This window comes from Tepidiforma sp., from assembly GCF_034433535.1.
GTDB lineage: Bacteria > Chloroflexota > Dehalococcoidia > Tepidiformales > Tepidiformaceae > Tepidiforma.
The window spans coordinates 1-15,291 of sequence record NZ_DAOUAO010000080.1; the positions used below are offsets into that span (position 1 = coordinate 1).

Annotated in this window: 17 protein-coding genes; 9 read left to right on the forward strand and 8 right to left on the reverse strand. The window is 69.6% G+C overall.

All coding sequences use genetic code 11. The features are described 5' to 3' along the window. The 3 genes from VAE46_RS04405 to VAE46_RS04415 form a co-directional block, all read right to left on the reverse strand. A partial coding sequence (locus VAE46_RS04405) for an AAA family ATPase (protein WP_322795705.1) occupies positions 1–522 on the reverse strand: 522 nt, incomplete at its 3' end. After that, on the reverse strand, positions 515–1,369 hold the full coding sequence (locus VAE46_RS04410) for an NAD(+)/NADH kinase (RefSeq protein WP_322795706.1): 855 nt from the start codon (positions 1,367–1,369) through the stop codon (positions 515–517). The genes VAE46_RS04405 and VAE46_RS04410, both read right to left, overlap by 8 nt. Then, a complete protein-coding gene (locus tag VAE46_RS04415; RefSeq protein WP_322795707.1) occupies positions 1,329–2,105 on the reverse strand; it encodes a TlyA family RNA methyltransferase in 777 nt (258 codons plus the stop codon). Before VAE46_RS04415 ends, VAE46_RS04410 begins: the two co-directional genes overlap by 41 nt. 89 nt (positions 2,106–2,194) lie before the next feature. Here VAE46_RS04415 and oxc point away from each other — a divergent pair, with 89 nt between their 5' ends. After that, positions 2,195–3,850 carry an oxalyl-CoA decarboxylase gene (gene oxc / locus VAE46_RS04420; protein WP_322795708.1) on the forward strand — a complete coding sequence of 552 codons (1,656 nt, stop codon included), beginning with the start codon at positions 2,195–2,197 and terminating at the stop codon, positions 3,848–3,850. A 7-nt stretch (positions 3,851–3,857) separates the two neighbouring features. Further along, on the forward strand, positions 3,858–5,831 hold the full coding sequence (locus tag VAE46_RS04425; RefSeq protein ID WP_322795709.1) for a M3 family metallopeptidase: 1,974 nt from the start codon (positions 3,858–3,860) through the stop codon (positions 5,829–5,831). Here VAE46_RS04425 and VAE46_RS04430 read toward each other — a convergent pair. From VAE46_RS04430 to VAE46_RS04450, 5 genes are read right to left on the reverse strand one after another with little or no spacing between them, the layout of a single operon-like run. Continuing rightward, positions 5,824–6,030 (reverse strand): hypothetical protein, encoded by a 207-nt coding sequence (locus VAE46_RS04430; protein WP_322795710.1) that lies wholly within the window; start codon positions 6,028–6,030, stop codon positions 5,824–5,826. The genes VAE46_RS04425 and VAE46_RS04430 overlap by 8 nt on opposite strands. Then, a complete protein-coding gene (locus tag VAE46_RS04435; RefSeq protein WP_322795711.1) occupies positions 6,027–6,668 on the reverse strand; it encodes a ferric reductase-like transmembrane domain-containing protein in 642 nt (213 codons plus the stop codon). Before VAE46_RS04435 ends, VAE46_RS04430 begins: the two co-directional genes overlap by 4 nt. A 1-nt stretch (position 6,669) precedes the next feature. After that, positions 6,670–6,945: a hypothetical protein gene (locus tag VAE46_RS04440; RefSeq protein ID WP_322795712.1), complete on the reverse strand. Its 276-nt coding sequence runs from the start codon at positions 6,943–6,945 to the stop codon at positions 6,670–6,672. A 9-nt stretch (positions 6,946–6,954) separates the two neighbouring features. Next, positions 6,955–7,617 carry a ferric reductase-like transmembrane domain-containing protein gene (locus VAE46_RS04445; protein WP_322795713.1) on the reverse strand — a complete coding sequence of 221 codons (663 nt, stop codon included), beginning with the start codon at positions 7,615–7,617 and terminating at the stop codon, positions 6,955–6,957. Further along, entirely contained in the window at positions 7,614–7,937 is a 324-nt protein-coding gene (locus VAE46_RS04450) for a hypothetical protein (RefSeq protein WP_322795714.1), read from the reverse strand. The genes VAE46_RS04445 and VAE46_RS04450 overlap by 4 nt, the downstream gene beginning before the upstream one ends. Positions 7,938–8,291: 354 nt before the next feature. On the opposite strand from VAE46_RS04450, the gene VAE46_RS04455 reads away from it, so the two are divergent. The 7 genes from VAE46_RS04455 to VAE46_RS04485 are packed head-to-tail and all read left to right on the forward strand — an operon-like array spanning position 8,292 to position 15,268. After that, positions 8,292–9,707: a DUF1800 domain-containing protein gene (locus VAE46_RS04455; protein ID WP_322795715.1), complete on the forward strand. Its 1,416-nt coding sequence runs from the start codon at positions 8,292–8,294 to the stop codon at positions 9,705–9,707. A gap of 24 nt (positions 9,708–9,731) precedes the next feature. Further along, positions 9,732–10,982: a DUF1501 domain-containing protein gene (locus tag VAE46_RS04460; protein ID WP_322795716.1), complete on the forward strand. Its 1,251-nt coding sequence runs from the start codon at positions 9,732–9,734 to the stop codon at positions 10,980–10,982. A gap of 36 nt (positions 10,983–11,018) precedes the next feature. Further along, on the forward strand, positions 11,019–11,540 hold the full coding sequence (locus VAE46_RS04465; protein WP_322795717.1) for an adenine phosphoribosyltransferase: 522 nt from the start codon (positions 11,019–11,021) through the stop codon (positions 11,538–11,540). Positions 11,541–11,542: 2 nt separating this feature from the next. Continuing rightward, positions 11,543–12,577, forward strand: a complete 1,035-nt coding sequence (gene mtnA / locus VAE46_RS04470; protein WP_322795718.1) for an S-methyl-5-thioribose-1-phosphate isomerase — start codon at positions 11,543–11,545, stop codon at positions 12,575–12,577. Continuing rightward, positions 12,574–13,449, forward strand: coding sequence for an S-methyl-5'-thioadenosine phosphorylase (mtnP, locus tag VAE46_RS04475; RefSeq protein WP_322795719.1), 876 nt, complete (start codon positions 12,574–12,576; stop codon positions 13,447–13,449). Before mtnA ends, mtnP begins: the two co-directional genes overlap by 4 nt. Continuing rightward, entirely contained in the window at positions 13,446–14,360 is a 915-nt protein-coding gene (locus tag VAE46_RS04480; protein WP_322795720.1) for a PfkB family carbohydrate kinase, read from the forward strand. Before mtnP ends, VAE46_RS04480 begins: the two co-directional genes overlap by 4 nt. Beyond that, positions 14,360–15,268, forward strand: coding sequence for a GNAT family N-acetyltransferase (locus VAE46_RS04485; RefSeq protein WP_322795721.1), 909 nt, complete (start codon positions 14,360–14,362; stop codon positions 15,266–15,268). Before VAE46_RS04480 ends, VAE46_RS04485 begins: the two co-directional genes overlap by 1 nt. The last annotated feature ends 23 nt before the right edge of the window (positions 15,269–15,291 follow it).

Here is a 15,291-nt window from a genome sequence, read left to right on the forward strand (position 1 = left end):
GAGGCGCTCGACGAGGCGTTCGCGCTCGCGGGCATCGGAGCGGAGGGCGTTCAGGCGGCGCCGCACGTCGCGGAGCGCTCGGACGATGCGGGTGACCTCTTCGCGGGCAGGTCCGAGGCCGGCGTAGTCATCGAGGACAGCGAGCTGGACGCCCGGGCGCAGGATGGCGAGCTGTTCGGACTGGCCGTGGAGGTCGAGGTAGCCCTCGGCGAGGGCGCGGAGGGCATCGAGCGAAGCGGGTTCGCCGTCGATTCGGGCGGTCGACCGGCCGGCAAGGGTGACGGTGCGTTCCAGCACCCGGCGCCGGCCGGAGAGCGTGAGTTCGGCCCTCACGGCGGCGCGGTCGGCCCCGGAGGCGATGACCTCGCGGCCGCGGCGGGCGCCGAAGACGAAGGCGAGAGCATCGACGACGAGCGATTTGCCTGCGCCGGTTTCGCCGGTGAAGACGGTCAGGCCCGGGCCGAATTCGAGGGAAACGGAGCGAGCGACGGCGAAGTTCGTGATTTCGAGGCGTTCAAGCACGGGGCGCCATGGTGCTGGAGAGCTGCATTTCGAGCTTCTCCGCCAGCTCGGCGTAGAAGCTGGAGGGCTCGCGGAAGCGGACGAAGCGGGTGATGTGCTCGCTCTGGCGGACGCAGACGCGGACGCCGGGGTCGATCGGCTCGTCTTCCTGTCCATCGACGCTGACGATGGCGCCCTGCTCGCTGGCGACTTCCATTTCGATAACGGAATCGGGCTGGAGGACGAGCGAGCGGCCGAGGGCGAGGTGGGCGGAGACGGGCGTGACGACGAGGTGGTGCTCGGTGGGGGCGAGGATGGGGCCGCCGGCGCTGAGGGAGTAGCCGGTGCTGCCGGTCGGCGTGGCGACGATGATGCCGTCGCAGCGGAAGATGGCGAGGCGTGCGCCATCGATGTGCACATCGACGTAGACGGGGCGCCCGGGTGATTTGCGCGAGACGACGATGTCGTTGAGGGCGTGGTAGGTGTGGAGCGGCGCGCCGTTCGCCATCACGTCGGCGCGGACCATGATGCGCTCTTCGAGGCGCCAGTCAGCGGCGATGATGCGCTCGATAGCGTTGAAGAAATCGCGCGGGCTCATATCGGTGAGGAAGCCGAGGCGGCCCATGTTGACGCCGAGGATGGGCGCGCGGTGGGGGATGGCGATGCGGGCGGTGCGGAGGACGGTGCCGTCGCCGCCGACGCAGACGATGAGGTCGGCGGCGGCGATGGCGGCGCGAGGCGGTTCGCCCCAGGCGTCGGCGACGGTCGCAGCGATGCCGCGGCGCGCGAACTCCTGGGCCACCTGGGCCGCGAAGGCGAGGGCGCCTTCACTGCGCGGTGCGTGGAAAATGACCGTGCGGTTGAGCACGTTCTGACTCCGGGCCGGGGGTGCGAAGGAAGACGAGGAACTCGGTGTTGCCATCGCCCCCGCGGATGGGTGAGGGAATGATGCCACAGGCGGCCCAGCCATGGCGCGCCAGCCATGCGAAGAAGCGTTCCCGGACCGCCTCGAGCACGGCCGGGTCGCGGATGACCCCGCCGGGCGGAACGTCGGCGGGGCCGGCTTCGAATTGCGGTTTGAGCAGGGCGATCACGGGCGTGCCCGGCGGCACGCGGGCTGCGACCGAGGGAAGCACCTTTTCGAGCGAGATGAAGGAGAGGTCGGCGACGACGAGGTCGACCGGGGGGAGTTCGGGGAGGTCGCGGGCGTTGACGCCTTCGAGGAGGGAGACCCGCGGGTCGGCGCGGAGCTTCTGGTGGAGCTGGCCGCGCCCGACATCGACAGCGATGACGCGGGCGGCGCCTCGCTGGAGGAGGCAATCGGTGAAGCCGCCGGTCGAGGCGCCGAGGTCGAGGCAGGTGAGCCCCGCCGGGTCGACTGCGAAGGCGTCGAGGGCGGCTTCGAGCTTGAGGCCGCCGCGCGAAACGTAGCGCGGGGGCTCGAGCACCTCGAGGGGGGCGTCGGGCGGGAGGAGTTCGGCCGGCTTGACGAGCGCGCGGGTCCCGGAGCGGACCTGGCCGGCCATGATCAGCTGGCGGGCACGCTCACGGGATTCAGCGAGGCCGCGCTGGACGAGGAGCTGGTCGGCGCGGATGCGGGCCATGGGGAGAGGCTACACCGGGGGCGTGCATGCTGGGCGGGGGTTCCGTAGAGTTGCCGGCACAACGACGCAGTTACTGCGGGAGGACTGGCATGGCCGAAGTAACCGGCGCGCAGATCGTGGCGAAAGCGCTGAAGCAGCAGGGCGTGGAGTACATGTTCGGGGTGGTCGGCATCCCGGTGGTTCCGATCGCGGTCTATGCCCAGCGCGAGGGGATCAAGTTCTTCGGGTTCCGCAACGAGCAGGCCGCGAGCTACGCGGCGGCGGCGGTCGGCTACCTGACGGGGCGGCCGGGCGTCTGCCTGGCGGTCTCGGGGCCGGGGATGGTGCACGGGATCGCCGGGATGGCGAATGCCTGGGCGAACTGCTGGCCGATGATCCTGATTGGCGGGGCGAACGATTCGTACCAGAACGGGCAGGGGGCGTTCCAGGAGGCGCCGCAGCTGGAGACCGCGCGGCCCTACGCGAAGTACCTCGCGCGGCCCGATAGCGTGAAGCGGATCCCGTTCTTCGTGGAGCAGGCGGTGCGCTACAGCATCTCGGGGCGGCCGGGGGCGGCCTACCTCGACCTGCCGGGCGACATTATCACGGCCACGATCGACGAAGCAGAGGTCCACTATCCGCCGCGCTGCCCGGACCCGCCGCGGACGCTGGCGCCGGAGGAGAACATCGAGCGCGCGCTGGACGTGCTCCGCTCGGCCGAGCGGCCGCTGGTGATCATCGGGAAGGGAGCGGCCTATGCGAGGGCGGAAGATGAGGTGCGGAAGTTCATCGATGCCACGCAGCTCCCCTTCCTGCCAACTCCGATGGGCAAGGGTGTCGTGCCGGATGACCACCCGCTTTCGATCGCCCCGGCGCGCTCGTATGCGCTGCAGAACGCCGACGTCATTCTCCTGATGGGCGCGCGGCTGAACTGGATCCTGCACTTCGGGCAGCCGCCGCGATTCGACCCGAAGGTGCGCGTCATCCAAATGGACATCGCCGCGGAGGAGATCGGGAACAACGTGCCCGCCGAGGTCGGGCTGGTGGGCGATGCGAAGGCGATTACGGCGCAGCTGAACGCCGCGCTGGAAGCGCGCCCGTGGCAGTACCCCGCCGAGACGACCTGGTGGACCGGCCTGCGCAAGAAGATCGAGGAGAACGCTGCGCAGGTGGCGGAAATGATGGCCGACGAATCGGTGCCGATGAGCTACTACCGGGTGTACCGCGACATCCGCGAGATTATCCCGCGCGATGCCATCATCCAGAACGAAGGCGCGTCGACGATGGATATCGGGCGAACGCTGATGCCGAACTTCTTCCCGCGGCACCGGCTCGATGCCGGCTCGTTTGGGACGATGGGCGTCGGCGTGGGGCAGGCGATCGCCGCTGCGGCGGTGCACCCGGACACGCGGGTGTTCTGCATCGAGGGCGACTCCGCCTTCGGCTTCAGCGGGATGGAGGTGGAGACGGCCGCCCGCTACGGGCTGAACAACATCACCTTCATCATCATCAACAACAACGGGATCGGCGGTGGGCCGGATGAGCTCGACCCAACCCGGGTGCCGCCGAGCGCCTACACCCCGAACGCGCGCTACGAGAAGATGGCGGAGATCTACGGCGGGAAGGGCTTTTTCGTGACTCAGCCCTCGGAGCTGCGCCCCGCCCTGGAGGCTGCGCTGGCGTGCGACAGGCCGGCGATCGTCAACATCATGATCAGTGCGCGCAGCCAGCGGAAGCCGCAGCAGTTCGCCTGGCTGACGCGGTAGGGCGGGCATGAGCGACCTCGACCTCGCGCCGTGGGAATCGCTGACGCCAGATGAGCTGGCGGCGGCCTGCCAGCGGGCGATCGACGCCTGCGAGGCGGGCATCGCCGAGATTGTGGGGCTCGCTGACGGCGTTCGAACGTACGAGAACACGCTGCTCGCACTGGAGGAGGCCACCGAGCCGGTCGCGCTGGCCTCCGGGGCCTACGCCTTCCTCGCCTACGTCTCGGCTGATGATGCCCTGCGCGAGACAGCGCGGGAGTGGGACGAGCGGCTCGACCGCTACCTGGTCGGGCTCGCGTTCCGGGAGGACCTCTACGAGGCGGTGCGGGCGTTTTCGGAGCAGCCGGGAGCGCAGGCGCTGACCGGCGAGGATGCGCGCTACCTCGCGTTCGAGCTGCGGGACTACCGGCGGAACGGCTTCGGCCTGCCGAAGGAGACGCGGGAGAGGGTGCGGGCGCTGATGGACGAGCTGGTGGCGCTGGGCGTCACCTTCCGGAACGCGATCGACGACTATGAGGACGGGCTTGAGCTCACGCGCGAGCAGCTGGCGGGCATGCCGGAGGCGTGGATCGAACGGCTGCGGACGGTCGAGCGGGACGGCGTGACCTACTACCGCGTGACGCTGGATTACCCCGAGCTGCACCCGTTCCTCGCCAACGGCCCGGACCGGGAGCTCCGGCGGCAGCTGTTCGAAAAGGACCAGCGGAAGGGCGGGCGGGAGAACGTGGCGGTGCTGGAGCGGGCGCTGGCCATTCGGCAGGAGATCGCGCAGCTGCTGGGGTACGAGTCGTGGGCCGATTACCGCACCGAGACCCGGATGGCCGGCAGCCGGGAGGCGGTCGAGCGGTTCCTCGCGGACCTGCGGGAGAAGGTGGCGGTGAAGGCGGAGCGGGACCTCGCGGCGATGCGGGCCTTCGCGCGCGAGCGGACCGGGAGCGACGAGGTCGCGATCTGGGACTGGCGGTACTGGCACAACGAGCAGCTGAAGGCGCAGTACGCCGTCGACGACTTCGCGGTGGCCCAGTACTTCCCGCTTGACGCGGTCATCGAGGGGCTGTTTTCGGTGTACCAGCAGGTGCTGGGGGTGAAGTTCACGGAATCGGCGGAGGCAACGCGCTGGCACCCGGAGGTGCGGGCGTTCGACATCAGCGAGGCCGAGGGCGGGCCGCCCTTTGCCCGGTTCTACATGGACCTTTTCCCGCGGCCGAACAAGTACGGGCACGCGGCGGCCTTTACGCTGCGGCGGGGCCGGCGGCTGCGGGACGGCAGCTATCAGAAGCCGGTGAGCGCCATCGTCGCGAACTTCACCCGGCCTTCGGCGAGCCAGCCCTCGCTGCTGCGGCACAGCGAGGTGGTGACCTTCTTCCACGAGTTCGGGCACATCATGCACCAGACGCTGACGCGGGCCGAGCGGGCGCGCTTCAGCGGGACGCAGACCGAGCGGGACTTTGTCGAGGCGCCCAGCCAGATGCTCGAGCACTGGTGCTGGGAGCCGGAGGTGCTGGCCTCGTTCTCGCGGCACTGGCAGACCGGGGAGCCGCTCCCGCGCGAGCTGGTCGAGGCGATGGTGGCGGCGAAGAACCTGAACAGCGGGATCATGACGCTGCGGCAGATCTTTTTCGCGACGCTCGACCTGCGCTACCACTCGCCCGGGTTCGATGGGGACTCGACGAAGCTGGTGGAGGAGCTGCACTGGATTACCGGATTCCCCTACACGCCGGGGACGCACTTCCAATCGGGTTTCGGGCACCTGTTCGGGTACGACGCCGGCTACTACGGCTACCTGTGGTCGCACGTCTTCGGCGACGACATGTACACGAAGTTCGAAGAGGCGGGGCCGCTCGACGCCGCGATGGGACGTCGCTACCGGCAGACGGTGCTGGAGCGAGGCGGGACGGTCGATGGCGGCCAGCTGGTGCGCGACTTCCTCGGGCGGGAGCCGAACAGCGACGCCTTCCTGCGGGGGCTCGGGCTCAGCTGAGCGGACGCCCCGGGGGCCTGCCGGGCGGAAGGGTGAGCAGGACCACGAGACCGATAATGAGGCCCGCCCAGCCGAGCAGCGCGAAGCCGGCGAACCCGAGGGAACGGCGGCGCGACCGGGCGACGAGCGCGAGGATCGCGGCCGGCGGGAGGAAGTAGGCCGCTGCGCCGAGGTAGAAGAGGAGCTCTTCGGCGCTCATCGGGCGGGCGATTGCGACCCCGCCCGGCCGCGGGCGGCGGCGACCCAGTCGCGGGCGACAGAGCGAAGGAAGGCGGCGCCGAGGATGGCGCCGGCCGTCAGGCTGTAGATGACGTGCGTGGGCCAGTGCTCGGTATCGCTGCCGGCGAGGAGGCCGTGGAGGAGCGCGAGGACGTAGGCGGGGTAGGCGAGCAGGTGGATGGAGCGCCAGGCTGTGCGGGGGATGCGGGCGGAGACCCAGGTCGAGACCAGGATGGCTGCGGTGAGCCACAGGGCAACGACGCCGAGCGCGACCGGGACCGGCCGGTAGTCGCTGGTGAGGGGAACGACGATGTCCCAGGGGTCGAAGGCGACGTAGCGGTCGAGCGTGAGGGCAAGGCCGTGGGCGAGCACGAACGCGATGCCGAGGGTGCCGGACATGCGATGGAGCTCAAGGACGACCTGCTGGCGACCAACCCCGGGGTGAAAGCGGAGGTCGACGCCGACGCCGCTGAAGACGGCCGCCCAGAGCAGGAGGTAGGCGACCCAGCCGGCGGCGCGGGTGCTGTCCCAGGTGGCGGTCTCGGGTCCGAGTTCGCGCCCGATGACGACCGAGGCGCCGAGCATGAGAGCAACGAGGACGGTGACCTTCCAGCTCATGTCAGCTTGCCCGGGAGCGCCGCGTGGGGGTGGGTGTGGGCTGATTTTCCGTCGTCGCGGTCGCGGCGGGAGTCGCGGCAGTTGCCGCCAATGCCGGCGGTGTGGATGTCCCGGCCGGCACGGTGGGCGGCGGCCCCTGCCCCTGGTCGTGGCCGAGGTCGTTGGTGGCGTACAGCAGCGACCAGCCGGCGGCATAGGCGGCCAGGGCAGCCGCAACGAGCGCGAGCTTCGGGGCGGTCAGCCGTTCGTGGGCGAACCGGTTGAACGGTCGGGCCATGCCGCGATCCTAGCGACCGGGAGCGGCGTAGCGAGGGCCGGTGGGGGACGAATTTGCGGGCTGTCGGGGAATCTGCGGCTGGTCGGTGCCGAAGAGGCGAAGGGTTGCCATGCCGCCGACCGCGCCAGCGGTAAGGCCGGCAAACGCAAGTACCCACGGGTTGGCGGCATCGGTGCCGGCGAGGAGCAGGTGGAGGAAGGCGAGGACGTACGCCGGGAAGGCGAGGCGGTGGAGGTTGCGCCAGGTTCGGTAGGAGAAGCGGGACGAGAGCGCGGTGGTGGCCAGGACGGCCGCCACCAGCCAGGCCGCGGCGGAGCCCAGCCCGAGCGCCAACGGCCGGTAGGGGGCGGTGAAGCCGAGGAGGACATCGATGGGGGTGAACGAGATCCAGGGGTCGAGCAGCACGGCGTACAGGTGCCCGCCGAGGAAGGCGAGCGCGAGCACGCCGGTGACACGGTGAAGCTCGAAGATGACAGACTGGCGGGTTCGCAAGGGGCGGAAGCGGAGCGGCAGGGCCATGCCAGCCATGGCCGACACCCACAGCAGGCCGTAGCTGACGAACCCGGCAGCCCGGTTGAGATGCCAGATCTGAGGGGAGTCGGACAGCCGTGCGGCCACGGCGGCGACGGCCAGCGCTGCGAAGGAGAGGCCAGCAAGGCGCCAGCTGTTCATGAGCCGCGCGACCTCTGCTGGCGGCCGGGCGAGACCGACTGCGACCCGGAGGAGGAGCTGCCGGCGGCTGATGGAGTCACGGTTGGAGTTGCCGCAGTCGGGGTGGGCAGGGCAGGGCTCGAACCGGCCGCCGGCGCGGTGCTGAGCGGGGTCGGAGTAGTCGGCACGGCGACGAAGGGGGCCGGGTCGACGGCTTCGGTCTCTGTGGCCGCCGCGAAGAGGCCCCATACGCCGAGCAGTGCGGCGAATGCGGCGACCGCGGCGGCGATGCGAAGACCGGGGTGGCGTTCGCGGGCGAAGCGGCTTGCGGACTGTGACATGGCTAGCGTCTCCCTCCATCGCGAGAATGGCGCGAGGGCTCTCGCGGGTGGCGGCCGGGGGTGAGGCAGAGTCGCTGCCGGGTAAAGAAATCGCAACACGACCAGCAGACCGTTACCTCCGACGTCGCATCAACCATGGAACCAGCAACAGGGCGTTGAGCCCGGACTGCGGAGGGTGCCATGCACAGCCCGGATCAAACTGGCGGAACAGCGCGAAGGTTCGGGCGGAGGGCGTTCCTTGCGGCGGCCGGCGGCGCCGCGGCTGGTGCGGCAGCGGTCGGCATCGGGATGGTCCGTACCGGGGATAGCGCCGGCCCGGGCCAAACCGGGGCTTCCGATAGTTCAACGCCTGCCATGTCCGCGAACCCTGCGCCCATCTCCGACCCCATTCGGCGGGCCAGGCACCTGCTCCGGCGGGCCGGTTTCGGCTCGACCCCTTCGGAAGCAGCCGAGTTTGCCGCGCTGTCTCCGTCTGAGGCGGCCGACCGGCTCGTTGACTTTGATGCCATTTCCAATGTTGCGCTCGAGGAACGCCTGGCACGGGCAAGGTTCAACCTCACCAAATTGCGGGGGGAGCGGCGGACGGGGCAGCTGCCGATGCAGGAGGATATGCGTGCCTGGTGGCTGACACGGATGGCCTACACCGCCCGGCCGCTCGAAGAGCGCATGACCTTCATCTGGCACGGGCTGCTGACGTCGGAGCTTTCGAAGGTTGGGCCGCAGCGAACGAAGTTCTTGCTCATCCAGAACGAACTCTTCCGGCGGATGGCGCTGCCCCGCTACGACGACCTGCTGAAGGCAGTCAGCCGAGACCCGGCGATGATGGTGTACCTGGACACGATCGAGTCAACCGCAGCACACCCGAACGAGAACTACGCCCGGGAGCTGATGGAACTCTTCTCCATGGGCGTTGGGCACTACACCGAATCGGACGTCCGCGAGGCGGCTCGGGCGTTCACTGGCTGGCGGCTGACACCGCCGCCGCGGGTGAATATTCCGCGGGACGCAACGACGCGGGAGCGCCAGGCAGCACTGGACGCTGCCGCCGAGGCGTACCACCCGGAATTCGTGATTGACCCCAGGGTGCAGGACCGCGGGGTCAAGACCTTCCTGGGACAGACGGGTGCGTTCGGCGGGGACGAGATTATCGACATCATCATGCAGCAGGCGGCACCATCGCGATTTGTCCCGGTGCGGCTGTTCCGTGAGCTGGTCTATGACGACCCCGATGCATCGACGGTGGCGTGGCTGGCCGAGGCCTGGAACGACAGTGGTCACGACGTCCGTGAGGTTGTGCGGGCGATCCTGCGCAGCGACGAGTTCAATTCGGAGCGTGCCTATCGCGCCCGGGTCAAGAGCCCGGTCGAATTCGTGGTGGGTGCGGTAGGCGGGCTGGAGCTTGAGACCGACTTTCGCGAGACGCTCGAGTACTGGGGCCGGATGGGCCAGCAGCTGTTCCAGCCCCCGAGTGTGGCCGGCTGGCCGGGTGGGGAGGTGTGGATGGCCTCGGCCACGTTCTTCGCCCGCCTGAACTTTCTCGACGCGTTCCTGTTCCCGGGAGGGCGACCAAGAAGAGTGGAGAGCCTTCTCGAGAAAGGAGACGCGGAGGCGATGGTCGATGAAGCGGTCGACCGGATGATCGACGGCGTAATTGGGACGGCGGCCAGAGGCGTGCTCGTTGCGCATGCGGCGACGATTCGTGACCCGGTGGAGCGGGCGGCGACAGTGTCGTACCTGGTGCTGGCGAGCCCGGAATACCAGCTGGCCTGAGCCAGCTCCAGGAGGAGGTTGACCATGACGATAAGTCGCAGAGATGTGATCAAGGGCGGCATTGCGCTTGTGAGCATTGGGACCACGGCGCAATCGCTCCTCAAAGGTGCTGTAGCCTTTGCTGCGGCGCAGGAGAACGCGGTCAACCCCGCGGGCGCCGGGAAGATCCTCATCCTGGTCCAGCTCGCCGGGGGAAACGACGGGCTGAACACCGTGGTCCCGGCCGCTTCGGGAACTTATCGCTCGGCCCGCAGAACGCTGGCGCTTGCCGAGGATGAGGTGTTGCCGCTGGGGGAAGGATTTGGCCTGCACCCGGGGCTGAAAGGCCTCAAGCAGGCCTGGGACGCGGGGCGGCTGGCGATTGTTCAGGGGGTAGGCTACCCGAACCAGGATTACAGCCATTTCAAGTCGATGGCGATCTGGCAGGCTGGCGACCCGGAGCTGAAGCTCCGTGATGGGTGGCTGGGGCGTGCTCTGGAGAAACTGGAAAGCAGCGAGCACGACCCCTTCCTCGGGTTCAATATCGGGAACTCGACGCCGCCCGAGCTGCAAACGCCGGCGGTCAGCGTCCCGTCGGTGACGGACCCGTCGGATTATGCGTTCAAGGTGCGCGGCACGGCTGCTGACATGCGCGAACCCAGGACGGCGACGCTGCTGCGGCTGTACGAGGAGTACCCGGCGCAGTCGCCCTACGGGGTTCTCCTCGAAACCACCGCCGAAACTGCGGTTGCGAGCAGTGCGGCGCTGGCCGAGGCTGGCAAGCGGTATCAGCCGGCGGTGCCTTACCCGGAGACCTCGTTTGGTGCAGGGCTGTCGCTGATGGCGGAAGCGATCGTGGGCGGGCTGGGCGTTCGGGTAGGGCACGTCACCCTGGGCGGATTCGACACGCACACGAACCAGGCCGAAGACCATGCGGAACTGATGGCTGCCCTCGATGCAGGGCTCTCTGCCTTCCTTGCCGACCTGGAGGCTCACGGGCGGGCGGACGATGTGCTGGTGCTGACCTGGAGCGAGTTCGGGCGGCGAGTAGCGGAGAACGCAAACGGCGGGACGGACCACGGGGCCGGCAGCGTGATGTTCGCGCTCGGGACACAGGTGCGCGGCGGGCTCTACGGGGAAACTCCCAGCCTCGAGCGGCTCGTTGACAACGGGAACCTCGGGTACACCACCGACTTTCGGCGTGTGTACGCCACGGTGCTCGATGGGTGGCTTGGCGTCCCCCACGAGGAACTGCTGGGAAGCCGCTGGGACTCGCTGGGGTTCGTCACCCTCTAGAGTTCGCGGCGTTTTGCTGGCGGTAGAATGCAGCGGATGGAGCTGCAGGCATTCATCCGCACGATCCCGGATTTTCCGAAGCCGGGGATCCTGTTCCGCGATATCACCCCGCTGCTGGCGAACCCGGAGGCCTTCCGGTCGGTGCTGGAGGCCATGTCGGGGTGGGCGACGGAGGCCGGCGCCGGGGCGGTCGTGGGGATCGAGTCGCGCGGGTTCCTCTTCGGGGCGCCGCTGGCCGACCGCCTGGGCGTGCCGTTCGTACCGGTCAGGAAGGAGGGCAAGCTGCCTGCTGCCCGGCTGACCGTAGAATATGCGCTCGAATACGGGGAAGCGCGCCTGGACATTCACCGGGATGCCCTGCCGGCCGGGGCGAGGGCCTACATCGTGGATGACGTGCTGGCGACGGGCGGGACAGCCCTGGCGGCGGCAAAACTGGTTGAGCTGCTGGGGGCGGAGGTGGTTGGCATGGGGTTCCTGATCGAGTTGGAAGGACTTGGCGGGCGCGAACGGCTCGCCGATTACGCGGTGCGCAGCCTGCTCCGGCTCGAGGAGTCGTGACGATGGAGCCGATCCCGGTCGTTCGGTTCGAACCGCCGGCCGTGCGGGTGGTCGACCAGTCGCTGCTGCCGGCTGAGGAGCGCTGGATCGAGCTACGCACGCTGGAGCAGCTGGAGGAGGCGATCCGGTCGCTGCGGGTGCGGGGCGCGCCGCTGCTGGGGGTGTGTGGGGCCACCGGGGTGGCGATCGCTGCGGGCGTGGACGCCTCCGATGCGGGTATCCGGTCAGCAGCGGAACGGGTCGGTCGGGTGCGGCCCACCGCGGTGGAGCTGGAGAGTGGGGCGCGAGCCTGCGCAGAGGCGATCCTCGGGCTGCCGGAGGGCGAGCGCGCGGGCGCGGCCTGGCGCTTCTGCGGCGAGTACCTCGCCCGCCGCCAGGAGGAGGACCGCAGGCTGGCCGAACAGGGGGTTCCGGTGCTGCGGCCCGGTGCCGTGCTCACGCACTGCAACACCGGGTCGCTCGCGACCGCCGGGCTGGGGACCGCACTGGGCGTGATCCGGCTGGCGTTCGCCCGGGGGATGGTCGAACGTTGTTACGTGACGGAAACGCGGCCGCTGCTGCAGGGGGCACGCCTGACGATGTGGGAGCTCGAGCGGTCGGGCATCCCGGCGGTGCTGCTGCCGGATACCGCTGCGGCCGCGCTGCTGGCGAGCGGGGCGGTTTCGACCGTGATCACCGGCGCGGACCGGATCGCGCGGAACGGCGACACCGCCAACAAGGTAGGGACCCTCCAGCTGGCCCTGGCGGCCGCGCGCTTCGGGGTGCCGTTCGTGATTGCCGCGCCACGGAGCACGTTCGACCCGGCCTGCCCGGCAGGTTCGGCCATCCCCATCGAGCAGCGCGAGTCAAGCGAGGTCGGCGGGTGGGGAGCCTGCCGGTGGACGGTGCCCGGCGCCGCGGCGTTCAACCCGGCGTTCGATGTGACGCCCGCGGACCTGATTGCGGCCTTCGTGACCGAGCAGGGGGTGATTCGGCCGCCGTTCGAGGTCACGGTCCCGGCATTCCTTGAGCAGTCACGAGAGGGTGCACCGGCATGAGCGAAGCGATTCCGCTGGCCGTCATCGGCGGCTCCGGCTTCTACGCGATGCCGGGGCTGGAGGCGGTGCAGGAGGTCGAGGTCGACACCCCGTTCGGCCGGCCGAGCGATGCCATCCGGATTGGGATGCTGGAGGGCGTGCGGGTCGCGTTCCTCGCGCGGCACGGCCGGGGACACACCATCCTGCCCTCGGAGCTGCCGCAGAGGGCGAACTTCTGGGCGCTGAAGTCGCTGGGCGTGGAGCGGGTGCTGGCGGTCTCGGCTGTTGGGAGCCTGCGGGAGGCGTACGCGCCGGGCAACCTGGTGGTCCCGTCGCAGCTCATCGACCGCACGTGGGGGCGGCCTTCGACGTTTTTCGGGGAGGGCGTGGTGGCGCACATCGCCTTCGCCGAGCCGTTCTGTGCGCGGATGCGGGCGGCAGCACTCACGGCGGCGCGGGACGCGGGCGCCGTGGTCCACGACGGGGGCGTGTACGTGGTGATGCAGGGCCCGGCGTTTTCGACGCGGGCCGAGAGCGAACTCCACCGCTCGTGGGGGGCCGACCTCATCGGGATGACCGCGCTGCCCGAGGCGAAGCTGGCGCGCGAGGCCGAGCTTTGCTACGCGACGCTGGCGTGTGTGACGGATTACGATTGCTGGCATGAGACCGAGGCCGCGGTCGATGCATCGGCGGTGTTCGAAACGCTGCAGCGGAACGTGGCGGTGAGCCAGGAGGCGGTCCGCCGGCTGGTGCGGGCGCTGCCGGCGCGCGAGGGCTGCCCGTGCGGCACGGCGCTGGACAGGTCGATGGTGACGCGCAGAGAGGCGATTTCGCCAAACGCGCGGGAGCGGCTGGCACCGATCCTGAGGCGCTGGCTGGAGACGGGCGTATGAGCCTGCTGGTGGCCGGGTGGGTCGCGATCGACGAAATCGAAACGCCGTTCGAGCGGCGCGAAGGCTCGCTGGGCGGCTCGGCGACCTGCGCGGCGCTGGCGGCTTCGCTGTTCACCGATGTCCGGCTGCTGGCTGCGGTCGGCGAGGACTTCCCCGACGCGATGCGGCGGGCGCTTGAGCGCCCGGGGATCGACCTGGCCGGGCTGCAGGTGGTCCCGGGAGGGAAGACCAGCCGCTGGGGCGGCCGCTACCACTACGACATGAACAGCCGGGACACGCTCTACACCGTGCTCGGGGTCAACGAGCGGTGGGAGCCGGAGCTCCCGCCGGGCTGGGAGCATTCGAGCAGCCTGTTCCTCGCGGCCGGCGACCCGGTGCTGCAGCAGCGGCTGATGACGATGGTGCCCGGGGCGCGGGCTCGGATGGTCGACACCATCGAGTTCTTCATCGATGGGGCGCGGGAGGAGCTGCTGAAGGCGGTCCGGCAGGCGGATTTCGTATCCATCAATGACAGCGAGGCCCGCCAGCTGGCCGGGGAGCCGAGCATTGCGCGGGCGGGCCGTGCGCTGCTCAACGGCGGCACCCGGGCGGTGATCATCAAGCTCGGCGAGTACGGTGCGGCCTACATCAGCGGCGAGGATTACTTCGTGGCGCCGGGGTATCCGCTGGAGGAAGTGGTCGACCCCACCGGCGCGGGCGATGCCTTCGCGGGCGGCTTCATGGGCTACCTCGACGCGGTGCAGGAGGTCACGTCGGCCGAGATTCGGCGCGCGATCATCTACGGGTCGACGGTCGCATCGTTCTGTGTCGAGGGATTCGGCCCCTCGCGCCTGTTGACGCTGACGCGGGACGAGGTCGAGGAGCGCTACCGGCAGTTCCGGGCGCTCACGCACTTCGAGGTGGAGCGCTGATGGCGGAGCGTGAGCTTCGGCTGCAGGAGGTAGCGCCCCGGCGGCTGGATTATGTTGTACGGCAGCTGCGCGACCCGGCGGAGATCCGGCAGCTGCTCTGGCCGCGGGTGGAATACGCGGCTTACGCGATCGGACAGCTCGAACCGGATCTCTTCCCGCGGACGCGGTGGTACCTTGCGCGCGGCACCACGGGCATGGGGCTGGTGCTGCACAGCCGCGGCGGCCTCGGGGATGCGACATTCGTCATGGGCGACCCCGATGCGGCGGCGGCCATCCTCTCGATTCACCCCGGAACGGCGCAGACGTTCGCGACGTGCCAGCCGGCGCACGTCGAAGTGCTGAAGCGGGTGTATCGGCTGGCCACGCAGCAACCGATGATCCGCATGTCGGTGACGCGGCACTCCTTCCGGCGGGCGGAACCGGTGGAGACGGTCCCGCTGACCGGCATCGATATCCGCAAGATCAATGCGCTCTACAGCAGCGAAAACGGCCCCAGCTACTACATCCCGGAGCACATCGACGCAGGTCTCTACCGCGGCGTGGTGGTCGGAGGGCGGTTGGTTGCGATTGCCGGCACGCACGTCGTCTCGCGGCAGGAAGGGGTTGCGGTGGTGGGGAATGTGTTTACCCACCCGGAGTATCGCGGGAGGGGTTACGCCACGGCTGCGACGAGCGCCGTGACGGAGCGGCTGCTCGAGTATTGCGACTACGTGGTGCTGACGGTCGACCCGCGGAACACGCCGGCGGTGGCGGCGTACACCCGGCTCGGCTACCGCGAGGCGTGCCAGCTGGTGGAGGCGAGCGCCACCCGGCGGGACCCCTCGGGGCTGGGTTCGACCCTGCGGCGAATTCGTGCCGCTATGCGGGGGCGGAAGTATGATGGTGCTTTCGTGACCCTGCACGATTAGCGGGTCGTTGCCAGACCTCTCGA

What these genes read in the sequence shown, in the direction of transcription:
- VAE46_RS04415 (WP_322795707.1), bottom strand. Translation starts at nt 2,105, where the DNA reads ATGGCCCGCATCCGCGCCGACCAGCTCCTCGTCCAGCGCGGCCTCGCT.
- oxc (WP_322795708.1), top strand. Translation starts at nt 2,195, where the DNA reads ATGGCCGAAGTAACCGGCGCGCAGATCGTGGCGAAAGCGCTGAAGCAG.
- VAE46_RS04425 (WP_322795709.1), top strand. Translation starts at nt 3,858, where the DNA reads ATGAGCGACCTCGACCTCGCGCCGTGGGAATCGCTGACGCCAGATGAG.
- VAE46_RS04430 (WP_322795710.1), bottom strand. Translation starts at nt 6,030, where the DNA reads ATGAGCGCCGAAGAGCTCCTCTTCTACCTCGGCGCAGCGGCCTACTTC.
- VAE46_RS04435 (WP_322795711.1), bottom strand. Translation starts at nt 6,668, where the DNA reads ATGAGCTGGAAGGTCACCGTCCTCGTTGCTCTCATGCTCGGCGCCTCG.
- VAE46_RS04440 (WP_322795712.1), bottom strand. Translation starts at nt 6,945, where the DNA reads ATGGCCCGACCGTTCAACCGGTTCGCCCACGAACGGCTGACCGCCCCG.
- VAE46_RS04445 (WP_322795713.1), bottom strand. Translation starts at nt 7,617, where the DNA reads ATGAACAGCTGGCGCCTTGCTGGCCTCTCCTTCGCAGCGCTGGCCGTC.
- VAE46_RS04450 (WP_322795714.1), bottom strand. Translation starts at nt 7,937, where the DNA reads ATGTCACAGTCCGCAAGCCGCTTCGCCCGCGAACGCCACCCCGGTCTT.
- VAE46_RS04455 (WP_322795715.1), top strand. Translation starts at nt 8,292, where the DNA reads ATGTCCGCGAACCCTGCGCCCATCTCCGACCCCATTCGGCGGGCCAGG.
- VAE46_RS04460 (WP_322795716.1), top strand. Translation starts at nt 9,732, where the DNA reads ATGACGATAAGTCGCAGAGATGTGATCAAGGGCGGCATTGCGCTTGTG.
- VAE46_RS04465 (WP_322795717.1), top strand. Translation starts at nt 11,019, where the DNA reads ATGGAGCTGCAGGCATTCATCCGCACGATCCCGGATTTTCCGAAGCCG.
- mtnA (WP_322795718.1), top strand. Translation starts at nt 11,543, where the DNA reads ATGGAGCCGATCCCGGTCGTTCGGTTCGAACCGCCGGCCGTGCGGGTG.
- mtnP (WP_322795719.1), top strand. Translation starts at nt 12,574, where the DNA reads ATGAGCGAAGCGATTCCGCTGGCCGTCATCGGCGGCTCCGGCTTCTAC.
- VAE46_RS04480 (WP_322795720.1), top strand. Translation starts at nt 13,446, where the DNA reads ATGAGCCTGCTGGTGGCCGGGTGGGTCGCGATCGACGAAATCGAAACG.
- VAE46_RS04485 (WP_322795721.1), top strand. Translation starts at nt 14,360, where the DNA reads ATGGCGGAGCGTGAGCTTCGGCTGCAGGAGGTAGCGCCCCGGCGGCTG.